At 42.8% G+C, this 14,342-nt stretch carries 15 protein-coding genes and 1 pseudogene; 7 read left to right on the top strand and 9 right to left on the bottom strand.

Annotated features, from left to right (window positions below; genetic code table 11):
* Positions 1 to 75: 75 nt before the first annotated feature.
* From LGZ99_RS12485 to yafC, 3 genes are all read left to right on the top strand, one after another.
* Positions 76 to 1,299, top strand: coding sequence for an ABC transporter permease (locus LGZ99_RS12485; RefSeq protein WP_235184774.1), 1,224 nt, complete (start codon positions 76 to 78; stop codon positions 1,297 to 1,299).
* Between the two features lie 116 nt (positions 1,300 to 1,415).
* Positions 1,416 to 2,585: an efflux RND transporter periplasmic adaptor subunit gene (locus tag LGZ99_RS12480; protein WP_235184773.1), complete on the top strand. Its 1,170-nt coding sequence runs from the start codon at positions 1,416 to 1,418 to the stop codon at positions 2,583 to 2,585.
* Between the two features lie 140 nt (positions 2,586 to 2,725).
* Positions 2,726 to 3,622 (top strand): DNA-binding transcriptional regulator YafC, encoded by an 897-nt coding sequence (yafC, locus tag LGZ99_RS12475; protein ID WP_036839811.1) that lies wholly within the window; start codon positions 2,726 to 2,728, stop codon positions 3,620 to 3,622.
* An 89-nt stretch (positions 3,623 to 3,711) separates the two neighbouring features.
* Here the strand turns inward: yafC and LGZ99_RS12470 are convergent, their stop codons facing one another.
* Together LGZ99_RS12470 and dkgB are read right to left on the bottom strand one after the other, a co-directional pair.
* Entirely contained in the window at positions 3,712 to 4,812 is a 1,101-nt protein-coding gene (locus tag LGZ99_RS12470) for an alkene reductase (protein WP_262979154.1), read from the bottom strand.
* 70 nt (positions 4,813 to 4,882) lie between these two features.
* Positions 4,883 to 5,689, bottom strand: coding sequence for a 2,5-didehydrogluconate reductase DkgB (gene dkgB, locus LGZ99_RS12465; RefSeq protein WP_262979153.1), 807 nt, complete (start codon positions 5,687 to 5,689; stop codon positions 4,883 to 4,885).
* Between the two features lie 1,015 nt (positions 5,690 to 6,704).
* On the opposite strand from dkgB, the gene LGZ99_RS12460 reads away from it, so the two are divergent.
* The 4 genes and pseudogenes from LGZ99_RS12460 to LGZ99_RS12445 form a co-directional block, all read left to right on the top strand.
* Positions 6,705 to 6,911, top strand: a complete 207-nt coding sequence (locus LGZ99_RS12460; RefSeq protein ID WP_036839799.1) for a hypothetical protein — start codon at positions 6,705 to 6,707, stop codon at positions 6,909 to 6,911.
* Positions 6,912 to 7,044: 133 nt separating this feature from the next.
* Positions 7,045 to 7,377 (top strand): antitoxin VbhA family protein, encoded by a 333-nt coding sequence (locus tag LGZ99_RS12455; RefSeq protein WP_200875296.1) that lies wholly within the window; start codon positions 7,045 to 7,047, stop codon positions 7,375 to 7,377.
* On the top strand, positions 7,367 to 8,311 hold the full coding sequence (locus LGZ99_RS12450) for a Fic family protein (protein WP_051769542.1): 945 nt from the start codon (positions 7,367 to 7,369) through the stop codon (positions 8,309 to 8,311). The genes LGZ99_RS12455 and LGZ99_RS12450 overlap by 11 nt, the downstream gene beginning before the upstream one ends.
* Before the next feature lie 89 nt (positions 8,312 to 8,400).
* A pseudogene (locus LGZ99_RS12445) lies at positions 8,401 to 8,784 on the top strand (Tn3 family transposase); the annotation flags it as partial.
* Positions 8,785 to 9,238: 454 nt separating this feature from the next.
* Here LGZ99_RS12445 and LGZ99_RS12440 read toward each other — a convergent pair.
* The 7 genes from LGZ99_RS12440 to LGZ99_RS12410 all read right to left on the bottom strand — a co-directional run bounded on the left by LGZ99_RS12440 (position 9,239) and on the right by LGZ99_RS12410 (position 14,243).
* Positions 9,239 to 10,363: a type II secretion system protein GspD gene (locus LGZ99_RS12440; protein WP_262979152.1), complete on the bottom strand. Its 1,125-nt coding sequence runs from the start codon at positions 10,361 to 10,363 to the stop codon at positions 9,239 to 9,241.
* Positions 10,360 to 11,394 (bottom strand): zonular occludens toxin domain-containing protein, encoded by a 1,035-nt coding sequence (locus LGZ99_RS12435; protein WP_036839794.1) that lies wholly within the window; start codon positions 11,392 to 11,394, stop codon positions 10,360 to 10,362. Before LGZ99_RS12435 ends, LGZ99_RS12440 begins: the two co-directional genes overlap by 4 nt.
* 10 nt (positions 11,395 to 11,404) lie before the next feature.
* The gene (locus LGZ99_RS12430) at positions 11,405 to 11,695 is read right to left on the bottom strand and encodes a DUF2523 family protein (RefSeq protein ID WP_262979151.1); all 291 of its coding nucleotides are present in this window, start codon (positions 11,693 to 11,695) and stop codon (positions 11,405 to 11,407) included.
* Between the two features lie 8 nt (positions 11,696 to 11,703).
* Positions 11,704 to 13,305, bottom strand: coding sequence for a hypothetical protein (locus tag LGZ99_RS12425; protein ID WP_262979150.1), 1,602 nt, complete (start codon positions 13,303 to 13,305; stop codon positions 11,704 to 11,706).
* A 129-nt stretch (positions 13,306 to 13,434) separates the two neighbouring features.
* Entirely contained in the window at positions 13,435 to 13,689 is a 255-nt protein-coding gene (locus tag LGZ99_RS12420) for a hypothetical protein (RefSeq protein ID WP_036839789.1), read from the bottom strand.
* Positions 13,690 to 13,696: 7 nt separating this feature from the next.
* Complete coding sequence (locus LGZ99_RS12415; protein WP_036839787.1) at positions 13,697 to 13,954, bottom strand: hypothetical protein; 258 nt, start codon at positions 13,952 to 13,954, stop codon at positions 13,697 to 13,699.
* Between the two features lie 22 nt (positions 13,955 to 13,976).
* On the bottom strand, positions 13,977 to 14,243 hold the full coding sequence (locus LGZ99_RS12410) for a single-stranded DNA-binding protein (protein ID WP_036839785.1): 267 nt from the start codon (positions 14,241 to 14,243) through the stop codon (positions 13,977 to 13,979).
* Positions 14,244 to 14,342 lie beyond the last annotated feature (99 nt).

Here is a 14,342-nt window from a genome sequence, read left to right as displayed (position 1 = left end):
AAATATAAATATTAAAGCGGAGAAATTATAAAAAACAATGGCTCTTATAAATTCTACTTGCAGCGTGAGTTACGTATGATTGATGGTCAATTGCATGATAATAGTCAGTCCAGCAATTATGGCATGTCAGCATTAATGATATGGAGAGAAGCCTGGTGTAACTTAATGGCAACGGTGAGAAGTACTCTGCTTGCTTTATCGGGTATTGCTATTGGTTGCGCGTCTATTGTGGCATTTATTAATACCGGGCATAACGCCACACTTGCTGCGTTGAAGATGTTCAGCGGGCTTGATATCAACGTCATTACAGCAAACCTGAACTCCTATAGTCATGGAGTTGATAATACATCAATTAAAATGGCCGACCTGACAACGGCTATTCCTGGTTTATCTTCAGCAGCACCCTGGATCTACTATCCTTCTCCCGGGCGCTATAACGGGAAAACAGAAACATTTACCATGATAGGGTCCTCTGCGGACCTTGAGAAAGTTATGCAATTGCAACTTAGTCATGGTCGATTTATCTCTGATTACGATCAACACTCTCCTTATCTGGTCATTGGCAATGAAGTAGCCGTCACCCTTGGTCAAGGGAATCCATCCCGTATACTCGGTGAGCAGATTCAGATTGGCAATTATTTATACACCGTGATTGGCATTTTCGATATAAAAGGGCAAAACCCCATCTTTCCTTTTTCTCTGGATTCGGTAGTGATTGCCCCTATAAATGCCATGCGTAAAATATCACCCAATACTGATCTGAATGGCATCATCGCTCGTACCATAACGACTACCACCACAGAAACCGATGCGAAGGATTTATTGGCGTTGCTCAAACGCAAGTTTCCAGCGGTTGAAATTGATGTTCGGGTAGCTCAACAACTACTGAAAGGGCAGGCAGATCAAAGCAAAACCTTTTCTTTTATGTTGATTGGGTTAGCGGGTATTTCGCTACTCACTGGCGGCATTGCGATTTCAAATGTGATGCTCATGAATGTTTCGGCTCGACGAAAAGAGATTGGGTTGCGTATGGCTTTAGGCGCAAGACCCCATGATATCCGGCGCCTTTTTTTGTATGAAGCGGTATCACTGACTTTAGCCGGCGCAATACTTGGTACACTGACAGGTGTCATCGTCTCCTTTCTTTTTGTCCTTTATTCTGGCTGGTCATTTTCTCTAGCTCCTTTATCCATTCCTTTAGGGATAGGTAGTTCAATTGTGGCAGGACTTATCTCCGGCTTTCATCCTGCACATAAAGCTTCACAAATGGAACCCGTACAGGCATTACGTGATGATTAAGAAATTTCAAACTCTTGGCACTACACTGGAAAGTTGGGAGATAACACTCAATGATTAAACGTTATCGATGGGCCATAGCTGGCATACTTGTCGTAGTAGCCTGCTTTTTTGCCTTTTTGTCCTCAGAGCAATCGCCAGATCAGGAGTCAGAGCAGTGGATTGAAGTAAAACACCGTCTTGTAGAAAAACAACTAGGTCTGGTTGGCAAGTTGCAATCTGGGCGTCTTGAAACCATACCCGCTCCATTTGATGCAATTATCAAACAAGTTTTGGTCAAAGAAGGGCAACGGGTGAAAGCTGACCAGATATTAGTTACGCTTGATACCCGGAAGCTTGATATTGAGCTTCGGCAAGCGCAAGTTGAAATGATCAAGGCCTCATCTGCCGTTGACCAATTGCATAACTGGGAAAACAGCCAGGAAGTCATTCGGGCCAGAAGAAACATCGAAAATGCGAACCATATGGTTATGGAATTGAAAGATAATCTTGCAAAAGCACAGACTCTTTTTTCACGGGGCATCATTCCACAAATGGAAGTGGAAACTCTCCAACAGCAACTTCGCCGACAACTAATTGAACTCGCTTCAGCGCAGGACGATCTTACGTCCATTAGACAAAAAGGAAGTCTTGATAATTTAAATGTCGCAAAGATGGAGCTTCAGAATGCAACAAGCCGCTATCAGACGCTACAGGAACAATACTTACATAAAGAAATCAAAGCGCCATTTTCGGGTGTCGTGCTTAGGGCAGCACAGGGAGAAAGTAAGAAGCTCTTAACGATTCAAACAGGAGTTCGAGTTACCGAAGGGATGCCCTTACTGGAAATTATGGACACAACACAATATCAGGTACTGGCACAGGTTGAAGAAGCCGATCTCGCTAAACTCAAAGAAGGGCAGGCAGTAAAAATTAGTGGGGAGGGATTTTCTGAGCACCCTCTGGAGGGAGAAATTGAAACCATTGCTATGCAAAGCGTGAATACGGACAAACCAGGATCGGCAATTTATTATGATGTTGTGATTAAAGTGACTTCATCCATGAGCCAGGGTTATCCCGTAAGACCGGGTATGAGTGCCAAAGTCAATATTGTTATTTACCGCAATGAACAGGGAATTGTTGTACCAGAAGCAGCATTAACTCACGATAGCAATGGACAATTAATAGTAAATTGGCGTCTGGATTTAAAACGTCAGGCTGTGTCTCGCCAGGTAACTGTTGGGGAGACTATGCCGGAAGGTATGGAGGTCCATGGACTGGAAGAGGGATTTATAGAATTACCTCGTTGAAAACAATAATTCGAGATATATAAACGCCTTAGTCTTGATTATCTTCATAGTAAACGTTTACTGATGGCATTTAGTATGAAAAAATGGTTTGATAACATAAATGTTTAAAACACCAACATTCTTTTACAATATAAGCAACAATGAAAGCAAATTCAGAAGAACTGACAATTTTCGTGTCAGTCGTGGAAAGCGGGAGTTTCAGTCGTGCGGCGGAACATCTGCAATTAGCAAACTCCGCCGTGAGCCGTTCTATAAAAAAACTTGAAAAGAAACTAGGTGTGAACCTGCTCAATCGCACAACTCGCCAGCTTAGTCTAACCGAAGAAGGTAAGCGTTATTTCCGCCGAGTTCAGCATGTACTACAAGAAATGGCCGCCGCTGAAACTGAGCTTATGGAATCTAAACACATACCAAGTGGTTTATTGCGTATTGATGCTGCAACACCAGTAGTATTACATTTACTGATACCACTGATTAAACCTTTTCGCGAACGCTACCCAGAAATAACGTTATCATTGATTTCTTCGGAAACTTATATCAATCTGATTGAGCGTAAAGTGGATATTGCCATTCGTGCAGGCAACTTAACCGACTCCAGTCTACGAGCCAGACCACTTTTTTCCAGCTACCGAAAAATCGTCGCCTCTCCTGAATATCTGAAAAAATATGGCATACCGCAATGCATTGATGAGTTGAAAAACCATATTTGTCTTGGTTTTACCGAACCGGTATCACTTAATACATGGCCGATAGCTTGTCAGGACAGACAACTACATGAAATAACAGTGGGACTTTCTTCTAACAATGGTGAAACCCTTAAACAACTATGTGTAACGGGTAATGGTATCGCGTGTCTGTCTGATTATATGATTGATAAGGAAATTGCCAGCGGTGAACTTGTTGAACTACTGGCTGAAAAACGTTTATCCGTCGCGATGCCTTTCAATGCTGTATATTACAGTGATCAGGCTGTAAGCACCCGAATCAGAGCATTTATTGATTTTCTGAATGAATATGTGAAAACAGCGTTTAAATGAATAAGTATCACTCTCCAAAGACTGGGGATTACCGAGTTTATTAAAAACAATTTTCCCACTCTTTTAGAGTGGGAAGGTCTCTATTTCTACTAGCTTATAGCCAAATAATCAGTATAGCCATCCTCATTACCCCCGAAAAATTTCTCTTTTATCGGTGGGTTTAGTTCTAGCCTATTGGCAAAACGATATGGTAAATCTGGGTTAGCAATAAAAGGGCGACCAAATCCGATCAGATCCGACCAGCCTTTAGTTAGAGCTTCTTCAGCGCGTTCCAAAGTGTATTTTCCAGAATATATCAGCGTGCCGTGATAGAGTATGCGAAAAGCTTCTTTAAAGGCTATTGGCATGACGGGAGCGTCTTCCCAGTCAGCTTCAGCAATATGAATATAGGCTACCTCGATATCATTTAGCACACTCGCAGCAGCCAGATAAGTTGCTTCAGGAGTATCATCTTCTGACCCCATCAGGGTTGTGAGTGGTGCCAAGCGAACACCCAGCTTATCTTTCCCTATTGCGGTCGCTACTGACATAGCCACTTCACTCAAGAAACGTAAACGATTTTGTAAAGTTCCACCATATTCGTCATCTCGTAGATTAGTCTGAGAATCAATAAACTGATTAATAAGATAACCATTCGCTGCATGAAGCTCTACACCATCAAAACCTGCTGCAATAGCATTATTTGCCGCTTGAATATAATCATTTACGATATCTGGAATTTCATCAAGCGTCAGTGCTCGTGGCAGCGAGTGTTGTACCATTTCACCGATACTATGTTCAGGTCCACGGCCTTCCACATCCAGAAAAACTTTTACACCTTTTGCTTGAAGGGCAGAGGGGGAGACAGGTGCAGAATTATTAGGTTGTAGAGTAGTGTGTGAAACACGTCCTACATGCCATAATTGAGCAAAAATTTTTCCTCCTGCCATATGTACTGCATCTGTTACTTTTTTCCATCCTATTACATGCTCAGACTTATAAATACCTGGCGTCCATGCATATCCTTGTCCCTGTTGGCTGATTTGTGTACCTTCGCTGATAATAAGTCCTGCACTGGCTCGTTGTGCATAATATTTAGCCATCAAATCAGTAGCTACACCGTCTATTCCAGACCGCGAACGTGTCATCGGCGGCATAACAATACGATTAGATAACGACAGACCATTCAGAGAATAGCGTTCAAAAAGCATAATATCTCTCACTCTTCATTAATTATTGATTTTGATTTGTGTATATGGACATATTAAGAAATAAGGGCAATTAGTTATCCCATTGAGGAGCAAGATCTTTTGGACTAACGAGACGTTCATTACAATCAAGTGTGGCGATAGCCGCCATGTCGTCTGCATCAAGTTTAAGCTCGGAAGCTTTCAGATTACTTTGTAAATTTTCACGCTTAGTTGAAGAAGGGATCACGCTATAACCTAATGCTATCGCCCAAGATAAGATCACCTGTGCAGGAGTGGCCTGATGTTTTGTGGCTATGCGTCCGATAACCTCATCCTGAAGGGCTTTACCATAAGCGAGAGTCATATAGGAAGTGATATGAATTCCGTGATCTTTCGCCCAGGCCGTCACATGACAATTTTGTAGATATGGAGAAAGTTCAATCTGATTCGTGGCGATTTGTTCAATACCTACTGCATCGATAGCCTGTTGCATTAAATCGATCGTAAAGTTTGAAACCCCGATTTCACGTGTCAACCCCATATTTTTAGCGCCCAGCAACGCATTCATTATTTCATCAACACTGACAACGTTATTTGGTGATGGCCAATGAATTAACGTCAAGTCAACATAATCAGTGCGCAGCTTCGCTATACTCTCTTTAAGACTTGGTATCAATTTTTCTTTACTCAGATTTTCTGTCCAGATTTTTGTCGTGATATAGATATCTTCACGGGCTACACCACTTTCTTCTATGGCTTGTCCTACCGCCATTTCATTTTCATAAATCTGTGCTGTATCAATCGCACGATACCCCAATTCAAGGGCATTTTTTACTGATGTGATCACAGCATCATCTTTCAAACGAAAAGTACCTAATCCAAATGCAGGAACAGACATAATAAACCTCATGTAATATTTAATTAAGAAAGACTTTATTATCATGAGATAAATTGCAATAAAAAAGAGCAATAAATGCAGAAGTCTTTTGCTAGGATGACAAAAATATAATCTAAATTAATTTAAATAAATTATTTAAAATCATATAAAGTTGCTGATATTTATCCTTTTGTTGATGCATTCAATGTTTCTCTTCTAAAATACAGATGACCACTCAAAACTGCCTCAAGCAGTTTTTCGAAGAAAAGCAAAAGATAGTATGGATAAAAATATGGCAAGTATTACGGTGGAACCGGCCACTGTCGCAAAGCCCGACGCGAAGGCTCCACTTGCTTGTTCTCGGAGATATGCTCCTTCAGCGCCCCCCAACGAGGATGCTTCTGCCATGGCGATTGAAAACGAATTCGCAGCACGTTCGACAACCGAGCTATCAATATCGCCACTAATAAGGCGGCCTGTCAAAATCCGCTGGTAGACAGCTGTTCCTAGCGTACCCAGCGATCATGAGGGGGTAGATGTCTAGAATCCACAACTCTTCTACTGATGTGGTGTCAAGAGAGGCAGCGATGTGAGCTAGGGCCAAGTATAGTGCGCTCATATCGAGAGCGAGCACCGCAGTTGGTAAGCAAATTTGAATGTGTTGTGCAATATTTGGGGGCTGTATACAGAATCAGGATGAAAGCTACCTTTGCACTGTATCACCTTGCAGAACGCCGCGCGGAATTGCGGGAGACATACAAAGAAAAATTTTAATTCATGCTACTGATGTTATAACTGAGGCTGAAAGCTACAAGAGGCAGCAAGAGTTAAGAAAAGAAAATCAAAAAATCATTAAGGAAAAATATCACGGGAGTTATGATATGTCCGCTTATTCTTCCACATAAGGATTTGACAGGTGAATTTATTCAATATTATCTTTCAGTTGAGAACGTACATCCGGTATTTTTATACTCACTAAATAAAGAAAAATATAACTGATTATATAATTTTCTTTATAGAGATGGAGGTTATATATATGTCTGATTTTGAGCTAGGTTACACACCTAACAATCTTAGAAAGGTTTTAAAAGATAATAAGTTAACACAAAAAGAAGCCTATGATGTGATAGGAAAAACGCGGGGTGTTTTCTCAAAATACCTTATTGAGCCGAATGATAAAAACTTTGTATCAATGAATCATAAAGACTGGTGCACCCTTATGGCATATGTGAAAAATAAATAAACACTTGAGGTGTATCATAATTTGATACATAATGATTATGCGCGTCATATGGGCGTAATTGCGTGTACAATTGCGATACAGGCTGATTCGCCACCCTGGCGATCAGTGAGTCATCTGGTTAGGAGCAGACGCCATGAGCAAAGAAACCACCATGTCTTTTCGGGTCGAACCCGACCTGCGAGCGAACTTTCATCATGCGGCCGAGGCCGAGCATATCTCGGCCGCTCAGGTGCTGCGCGCCTTCATGCGCGATTATGTAAAACAGCACGAAGCCCGGCGCGCAATCGACCCAGCCGAACGCAAGCGCCGTGAAGACGCAGTAGCCTATTCCCGCGCCTCGGTCGGCCTGGAGGGCTTCAATGTCAGTCCGGCCGATGAACGCCATGCACAGCGCTTCATCAATGGCGAAATCGACCTGCAACAGTTTGTAAGCGGGCCTGCGAGCTGTTCCGAATATGAGCGCTAAATATCCGCTTACAGCGGAGCAGCGCGAAGCCCTGGAGGCTAGCCACACGTTCCGGCGCATCGTTGAGCTGCGGCTTGACCCAGTGCGCGGCCGGTTCGATGCCGGGCACCTCAAGGAAATCAATCGCCGCATCTTTCAAGACCTGCCCGGCCTGGGATTCGATGATGTCACCCCAGGCGAATACCGGCCCCCGGTGCCCGCTGGCAATGACTGGATCAAGGTGCGCAGCCTGGAAACCGTCGGGGCGATTTCAAGTGTCGCCTATTCGCTCATGGACGAGGCGGCGCAAAAGCGGCTTGACGAAGTGCTGGCGAAGGCCGATCCGGCCAAGCTGGGCAAGCTGAAAACCGCCGAATTCACCCATGAGCTGGGCCAGCTCTACTCCCAGGCCGACTACATCCACCCGTTCCGCGATGGCAACAGTCGGTCGCTGCGTGAGTTCACCCGGCAGCTTGCCGAGGCGTCCGGCTACACCCTGAATTGGGAGCGGTTCGGCAGATCGCCCCATGGGCGTGACGTGTTGTATATCGCCCGCGACCAAAGTGTCAACGAACTGGCATTGCCGCACTTGCAGCATGACAGCACTAAGCGCGCGGTGAACCTCACCATATACCAGTTTGAGAATAACCGCGACCTGCCCGACCTACTGCGCGACGCGATCCGGCCAATTAGGGCCATCGCCTTCGAGCAGTCAGCCGAGGCCGAGGCGTTGCGCGCTCACCCGGAGCTTGGCGAAGCGTTCAAGACCTTGCGCACGGCGGCGCAGTATTTCGAAACCAAGATTCCGAACGAGGACGGGCGCAACAGGGCGCTTGCGACCGCCCGTGCTCATGTTCAAGGCAAGTTGGATGCAGGCGAGACGCGCAATTTCCGTGACGATCCGCAAGCCCGGCAAAAGACCCTTAACGCAACCACGAAGAACCGCAATATATAATATTGAAGATGTGGATTTAAAATTGGGGTTTCGGGAGCTGTCATTTTCAGAAGGCGACTGCACCAATTTATTGATTTTCACGCCTATATCAAATCATGACCGATACTGGGGACTACGGTGATGTTATTTTTGGGCTTTTCCGCCTGTTGGGATACCGGTTCTATCCAAGAATAGCGGACACTGGTGGTGCCAGATTCTGGCGCATTGACCCCAAAGCGGATTATGGCCCGTTTAACCCCATATCCTCGCATCGACTGAATTTCGGAAAAAAAGTGGAACCACACTGGGATGATATCCTGCGACTGATCGCTTCGCTCAAGCTCGGCCGACTGAACGTTATGTCCATAGCAGAGATCGGTCGTGCCGATAAAACCATCCACATGCTGACTTACCTCGATGATGAAAACAAACGGCGAAGAACGTTGCAGCAACTCAACCCGCGAAAAGGGGGGACTACTAAAAGGCGCTCAGTCTGATTGATTTTTTTTGAAGAGCCAGAGGGAATCATGAACTTATTAATCTTAATCCACGCATATTATTTAACATAATATACATTATGCGAACCAAGGTGTGGTTGGGCGGAATCTGAGCCTCTGACGGCTGTCACAGCCTTTAAACGGTATCGCTGAACCGTCCTTTCGTCTGCGACCATCCGGCGTTTAAGCCGCTGTTAAATCTGCAAAATGAAAAACCCGCTTTTCAGGGAGCTGGCGCGGGTCTCTGCTTATCAAAACGTCCCCCCGTTTTATCGGCGGATTGATGTCCGGTTATCTTTATGAATTATGGTATGCCGCCTTGCATGCCTGACGGCATAAAACCAATAACGCTAATCACGAATTACCGCACGTGACGACCCTTTCACTTTCCGGACACAACAACTCTGCCTCCTCGCACAGCTGCGGGGTCTGAGTTGTTGCGCCGGAAATCTTAAATCACTTTCACTTGCAGCAATACGATAATATCCGTTTTGGTATTTGCCTTGGATGTGCCTGATAAAAAGCCTTTGGGCAGAAAACTGAATCCCGTTTCACCTTCTTCAATTTTGTTTTCAGCCAGACCGCCGAGCACAATCACATCACCGCTCTTAACCGTCACATCCGTTACAATGTCACGCTTAATCAGTGTCGGCGACTGATTAACACCTGTATCAGTTTTGACGAAATTCGACAGTTGTTGCTGAATCTTCAAATCTATCGCCTGACTTTTAACAGTCGGCTGAATATCAAATATCACCCCGCTGGAACGGTATTCAACAGACTGAACCGGACGACCATCCTGATATGTCACACTGGACAAAATCGGCACATCAGAGCCTACGCTGAAATTCCCTTTTGAACCGGATTTAACCCGCAATGTCGGACTGCTGACCACATGAAAACGCTGGTCAGTACGGAACAATTCAATCATGGCATCTAAATTACCGGTATTGATAGTAATGAAGTTTTCATAATTCTGTTTGGTGCCGATATTAATCCCCAGCTTACCGGACAATAATTTAGCCAGCAGATTAATGCCGCTGCCTTCTTTCTCAATGTCCTGCACCTCAAACACATAACCGGTAACAACCACTTCGCGGGACGGTGTATCAACCGAACTCAGCACACTCTGAACCCGCGAGATTTCCTCTTTTGTGCCGTAAAACACCAGCTTATCACCGCTGGCAGCAACCTCGCCCTCTGATTTAAGAAAGCCCTGCAAATAGTCCACATCACGGTGAACCGGATTATAAACAAAACTCTGCTTAATCACTTTCAGTTCAGGCGGTTTAACCTTAACCAGATAAACAACACCTTTTTTCTCATAAATACGGATATTCATATTCTGAAAATAACGGATAATAAACTGATTAAAATCTTGTTTTTCAGTTGCATGAAAACTAATCAGGCTGGTATCGTTAGCTAAATTCGGGTCAAGCATGTAAGGCTTTTGCAATACTTCATCATAAATCAGTGAAATCGCTTTCGGTAACGGAACGGCTTCCAGTTTGAAATCCACATTTTTCGCCATCACAGGCAAAGCGCATAACATCAAAATTGATAACCACTTATTCACTGTAAGCCCCCTGAATAGTAATTAACTAACTGCCCGTCTATTTCGCCCTGCAACAACCTGCCGTTAAACTGAAACTGACTACGAGGCTCAAGCCGTAACTGACCTTGTTTATCTGCCAAAATAACGTATGCCTTCCCTTCCCTGACTAATTCGCCTGTAATGCGCCATTTAGCCGATAAAACAGGCTTAGGCCGACTGACAGGTAAAGTGACGGACTGATTAGAAACCAAAGGTGCAGAATTAACGGATCGCCCCTTTTCAGCTTGTTCAGGGTTCAGATATTGATTGAAATAGTCATAAACAAAATACGCTGAAATCAGTATGCCAACAGGCACAAGTATGATTAACATCAGCACCTTTGAAGATGAGAAAATTGACTGCCGTTTATCCGTTTTGACTGTATTGGGATTATTTCCCTCAACAGATTTATAAAGCTCAAAAATCGCCTTGTCGTATTTTTCCTGATAATAATTCATCCGGTTAGACTTGGTGATTTTCACGCCCTGAAACACGTCAACCCGATAGCGGTTACTCAATCCCAGAGAAACATGCTTTTGCATCCGGTAAGTTGTTTCAATACGGGCTTTAATGAAACGGGGAATATCTGTTACCGTCTGATTTATCACCACTAAATCAGACATCACCCCCGTTTCTTCATTCACAAAATGTCCGTGTTCCGCAATAAAAGAACGGTGATTTTTCGGGATATCCTTATCGCTGCCCCAGACCCGCCAGACTTCATCAATCACCACCAAATCGCCCGCCTGACAAAACGTAGCCTGATTTTCCATTGACGGTAAAAAATCTTCATCCATACACTGGCTGTTCTCAACATGAACCAGTGAACCCAATTTATCCGGCGATAATTTCCTGTTTTGTTTCAGGCAGTAATGTTTGATTTTTTCTTCATTCAGCCCGTAAATGTTGGAAATGACACGACGACCGGACGCAATAGCCGGCACAATAACAGACTTCACCACCTCATAAGACTTGCCGGAACGGGGAACGCCGACATACGCAGTAATTGGCATACAAATCCCCTTACCCGATTATCGGCAGTCGACGGATGATAAAGCGTGTCACCATAGCTGATATCACCAGTGGGACACCCAGCGGAAACTGCAATAAATTCAGAAAATACCAAATTGCATCCGGCAAAGAACCGAAAAGCTCCGCTAAATTGGTTGATTCAGGCAAAAACCAATCAATAATTATCGGAATAAATTCAGTGGTAATGTAAAACAAAGCAAAAAACAGAAAAAATTTAACCACAATCCCTTTAAAGATGAAACCGAATGCACCAGTAAACAACGTTGTCAATAATCGTCCCATGAAATCACCTATGCACTTAATAATTTACGCAATGCGATAAACGCCCATACGAGGGCAAACACGGATTCAAAAACACCCCTGTTTTCTTCTATCAAAGGACAGTGGGAATCCATTTTATAATCTTTGCCTAAAAACGGCACATTCCAGACAGGACACTGCACATTACGGGCGGTTAATTTGAAATTTTGTAATTCAGGAAAAAAGGATTTATACGGATTTAATATATCCTCTGCGGTGGGCGTATCTAATTCAGGATAAACAATATCCTCTTCATCGTACTCACCGTCTTCATCAGGGTCAGGATCTTGACGTGGATTAGGATTGGGGTTGGGGTTGGGATTAGGTGCGGGCTTCTCTTCGATATTGATATTAATTACATTGTCTGTACCTGCTTTTGTCATTAAATCGGCAAACGTCACTTTATCAACACCTAATTCATTTAATACAGTCTGAATTTCAGCTTGCGTGACCCGATTCTCCTGACTGAAAGGTACGCCGTCATAACCCTGCTGCAATGCAGCCTCAAGCATTAAACCGTTTAATAATTTAGCCAGACTTTGTAGTGGTAAAACTTTATTTTGATATAAATCCAAATCTAAATCAGCAATTGTACCGATTTGTAAATCATCTTTTGCAGCATCAACATAATCCCTGTTAACAATTAATGAAACATTCTCTTTCATCTGAATATCTTTATTATAATCATAATCCGTACCGAGATTAGGCATATTGAACGTTTTAATTTCTTCTTTCCCCGTCCGATGTGATGTAATCGGTTTAAAACTGTATTTTAATCTTGTGCTTTCACGGGTTAAACGAACATCAGAATAAATATAAAGAATATTAGAATTAGGATTTTTTCTTAAATACTCAACGGTATATTTTACTTTTTGCTTTAAATACCGATGTGTTTTATCGCCAATTTCCACCGTCTCATATTCTTCACTGTCACCGCCATCACGCAAATCATTATAAACTTTGTGCTCAGCCAATTTAGAAATATCATTAGACATAATAAAGCTGCCAGTAACAGATTTATAATAATATTGGTAATCAGAAGACAAATTATCACTTTCAACGGCATCTAATTTTTCAGCGGGATTAGACGGATTATATTTATATTGATAAATAACCGGGTTATCCGTTGAAGGATTATAGGAAACAACCTTTGTAGTGCCATTGATATTAATAGCGTAACGACCATCTGTTAATTTAACTGCTGTAGGCTCAAAATTCACACTGACTTTATCATTACCCTCAACATTTAAATCAGATAGTGTAATTGCACCAGATGCTAATGCGAGTCCAATCCATGAAACATCTTTAGCGTGACGCAGTGAAGTCACCGTTGCCATTTTATAAACAGAATCATTAGCCGCAACACGCCCTACATAACGCATTGTATTGGAACGAACCACATTCAGCATAACGGCATCATTAGCCGCAACCAGTGCAGCACGGCGGGTAATAACAGATTGCAAAACACGGGTAATTAACGGTCTGGCTAGTAACAATGCGGGATTAGCATAGGCATAATACATCGGAAAAAATAAAACGATAAAAATAAGATGATAAACAATTAATTGTTTTTTAAAGGAATATTTAATCATGGCAAACGCCTGTTATTAGTAGCTGTTAAACCCCTGTATTATCGCCCATGCACATAATACCCCTGTAAAAAAACTCATTAATTCCCACATGAACACCTCTGAAAAGGGGCTGTAAAAGCCCCCTGTTCATTAAAACGCATTAAGCATACGGGCGACTTTTTTAATCCCCATCACAACCACTGCAACGCCCATGATTGTACCTGCAACAGCGACAACGCCAGTAATAATCGGCGCAACGTCAATCTGCTTTAACAGCCCGTCAAGATAGTTGCCGTTCTGCGGAGCAGTTGAACCATCAGCAGCAAAAGCCGAAGAACTTAATACCATCGTCGCAACAACACCTGATTTTAAATACGCAGAAGAAACAATGTTTTTAACGTTCATAAGACACCTATAAATTAACCATTTTAATTAATCGCCCTAATCCGTAACCTAATACATAAAAGATTAAGACAAGCCCTAAACCCGCCCCAAGAATATTCATATCGAATTTCCCTAAAGGTGGATTATCAGAAACAACCGAAGCCTGTAATTTACTAATTTCAGGTTTCGGATATTTCAGAGTAACATCACTACAGCCGTTTTCATCTGAATCCATATTCACATACGGATAACAGATTTTAGCTGTAACTTCGATATAGTCGTCCATAAGTCAATTATTGAATGAAATATTATTTAACAGGCACTAATTTTATTCTTTTAATTTTTAACGCACCAAAATCACCGACCGAATAAGACGAATCATCAAGCGTGTAAAAACCAGCCGGATAAGGCGCATCATCTTTATCAAGCTGAACAATGATTTTTTCCGGATAAATGCCGCCGTTGTAAATATAAGCAGTCTGTTCACGAAACGTTAATACTTCACCGGAAGATTTTGAAATAACCTGTTTTGTGTTCACCTTGCCATCTAATTCATTAATTTCAATTCTGACCATAATCATTCACCTTATTCATTAAAAAGGACACTGAGATGTGTTTAATTTCGCATCAAGTAACGTCTGATATACCGGAGGAATATCTAACCGCAAATTCAT

It is taken from the genome of Photorhabdus temperata (genome assembly GCF_025384845.1).
Taxonomy (GTDB): Bacteria; Pseudomonadota; Gammaproteobacteria; order Enterobacterales; family Enterobacteriaceae; genus Photorhabdus; species Photorhabdus temperata.
The sequence above is the reverse complement of the archived record's forward strand: the minus strand, read 5'-3'. Positions and strand labels throughout refer to the sequence as shown.

Excerpts from the sequence above, each read along its gene's own strand:
- LGZ99_RS12410 (WP_036839785.1), bottom strand. The coding sequence starts at position 14,243 with ATGGTCAGAATTGAAATTAATGAATTAGATGGCAAGGTGAACACAAAA.
- yafC (WP_036839811.1), top strand. The coding sequence starts at position 2,726 with ATGAAAGCAAATTCAGAAGAACTGACAATTTTCGTGTCAGTCGTGGAA.
- LGZ99_RS12485 (WP_235184774.1), top strand. The coding sequence starts at position 76 with ATGATTGATGGTCAATTGCATGATAATAGTCAGTCCAGCAATTATGGC.
- LGZ99_RS12435 (WP_036839794.1), bottom strand. The coding sequence starts at position 11,394 with ATGCCAATTACTGCGTATGTCGGCGTTCCCCGTTCCGGCAAGTCTTAT.
- LGZ99_RS12470 (WP_262979154.1), bottom strand. The coding sequence starts at position 4,812 with ATGCTTTTTGAACGCTATTCTCTGAATGGTCTGTCGTTATCTAATCGT.
- LGZ99_RS12450 (WP_051769542.1), top strand. The coding sequence starts at position 7,367 with ATGAGCGCTAAATATCCGCTTACAGCGGAGCAGCGCGAAGCCCTGGAG.
- LGZ99_RS12455 (WP_200875296.1), top strand. The coding sequence starts at position 7,045 with ATGAGCAAAGAAACCACCATGTCTTTTCGGGTCGAACCCGACCTGCGA.
- LGZ99_RS12420 (WP_036839789.1), bottom strand. The coding sequence starts at position 13,689 with ATGAACGTTAAAAACATTGTTTCTTCTGCGTATTTAAAATCAGGTGTT.
- LGZ99_RS12415 (WP_036839787.1), bottom strand. The coding sequence starts at position 13,954 with ATGGACGACTATATCGAAGTTACAGCTAAAATCTGTTATCCGTATGTG.
- LGZ99_RS12460 (WP_036839799.1), top strand. The coding sequence starts at position 6,705 with ATGTCTGATTTTGAGCTAGGTTACACACCTAACAATCTTAGAAAGGTT.
- LGZ99_RS12430 (WP_262979151.1), bottom strand. The coding sequence starts at position 11,695 with ATGGGACGATTATTGACAACGTTGTTTACTGGTGCATTCGGTTTCATC.
- LGZ99_RS12425 (WP_262979150.1), bottom strand. The coding sequence starts at position 13,305 with ATGATTAAATATTCCTTTAAAAAACAATTAATTGTTTATCATCTTATT.
- dkgB (WP_262979153.1), bottom strand. The coding sequence starts at position 5,689 with ATGTCTGTTCCTGCATTTGGATTAGGTACTTTTCGTTTGAAAGATGAT.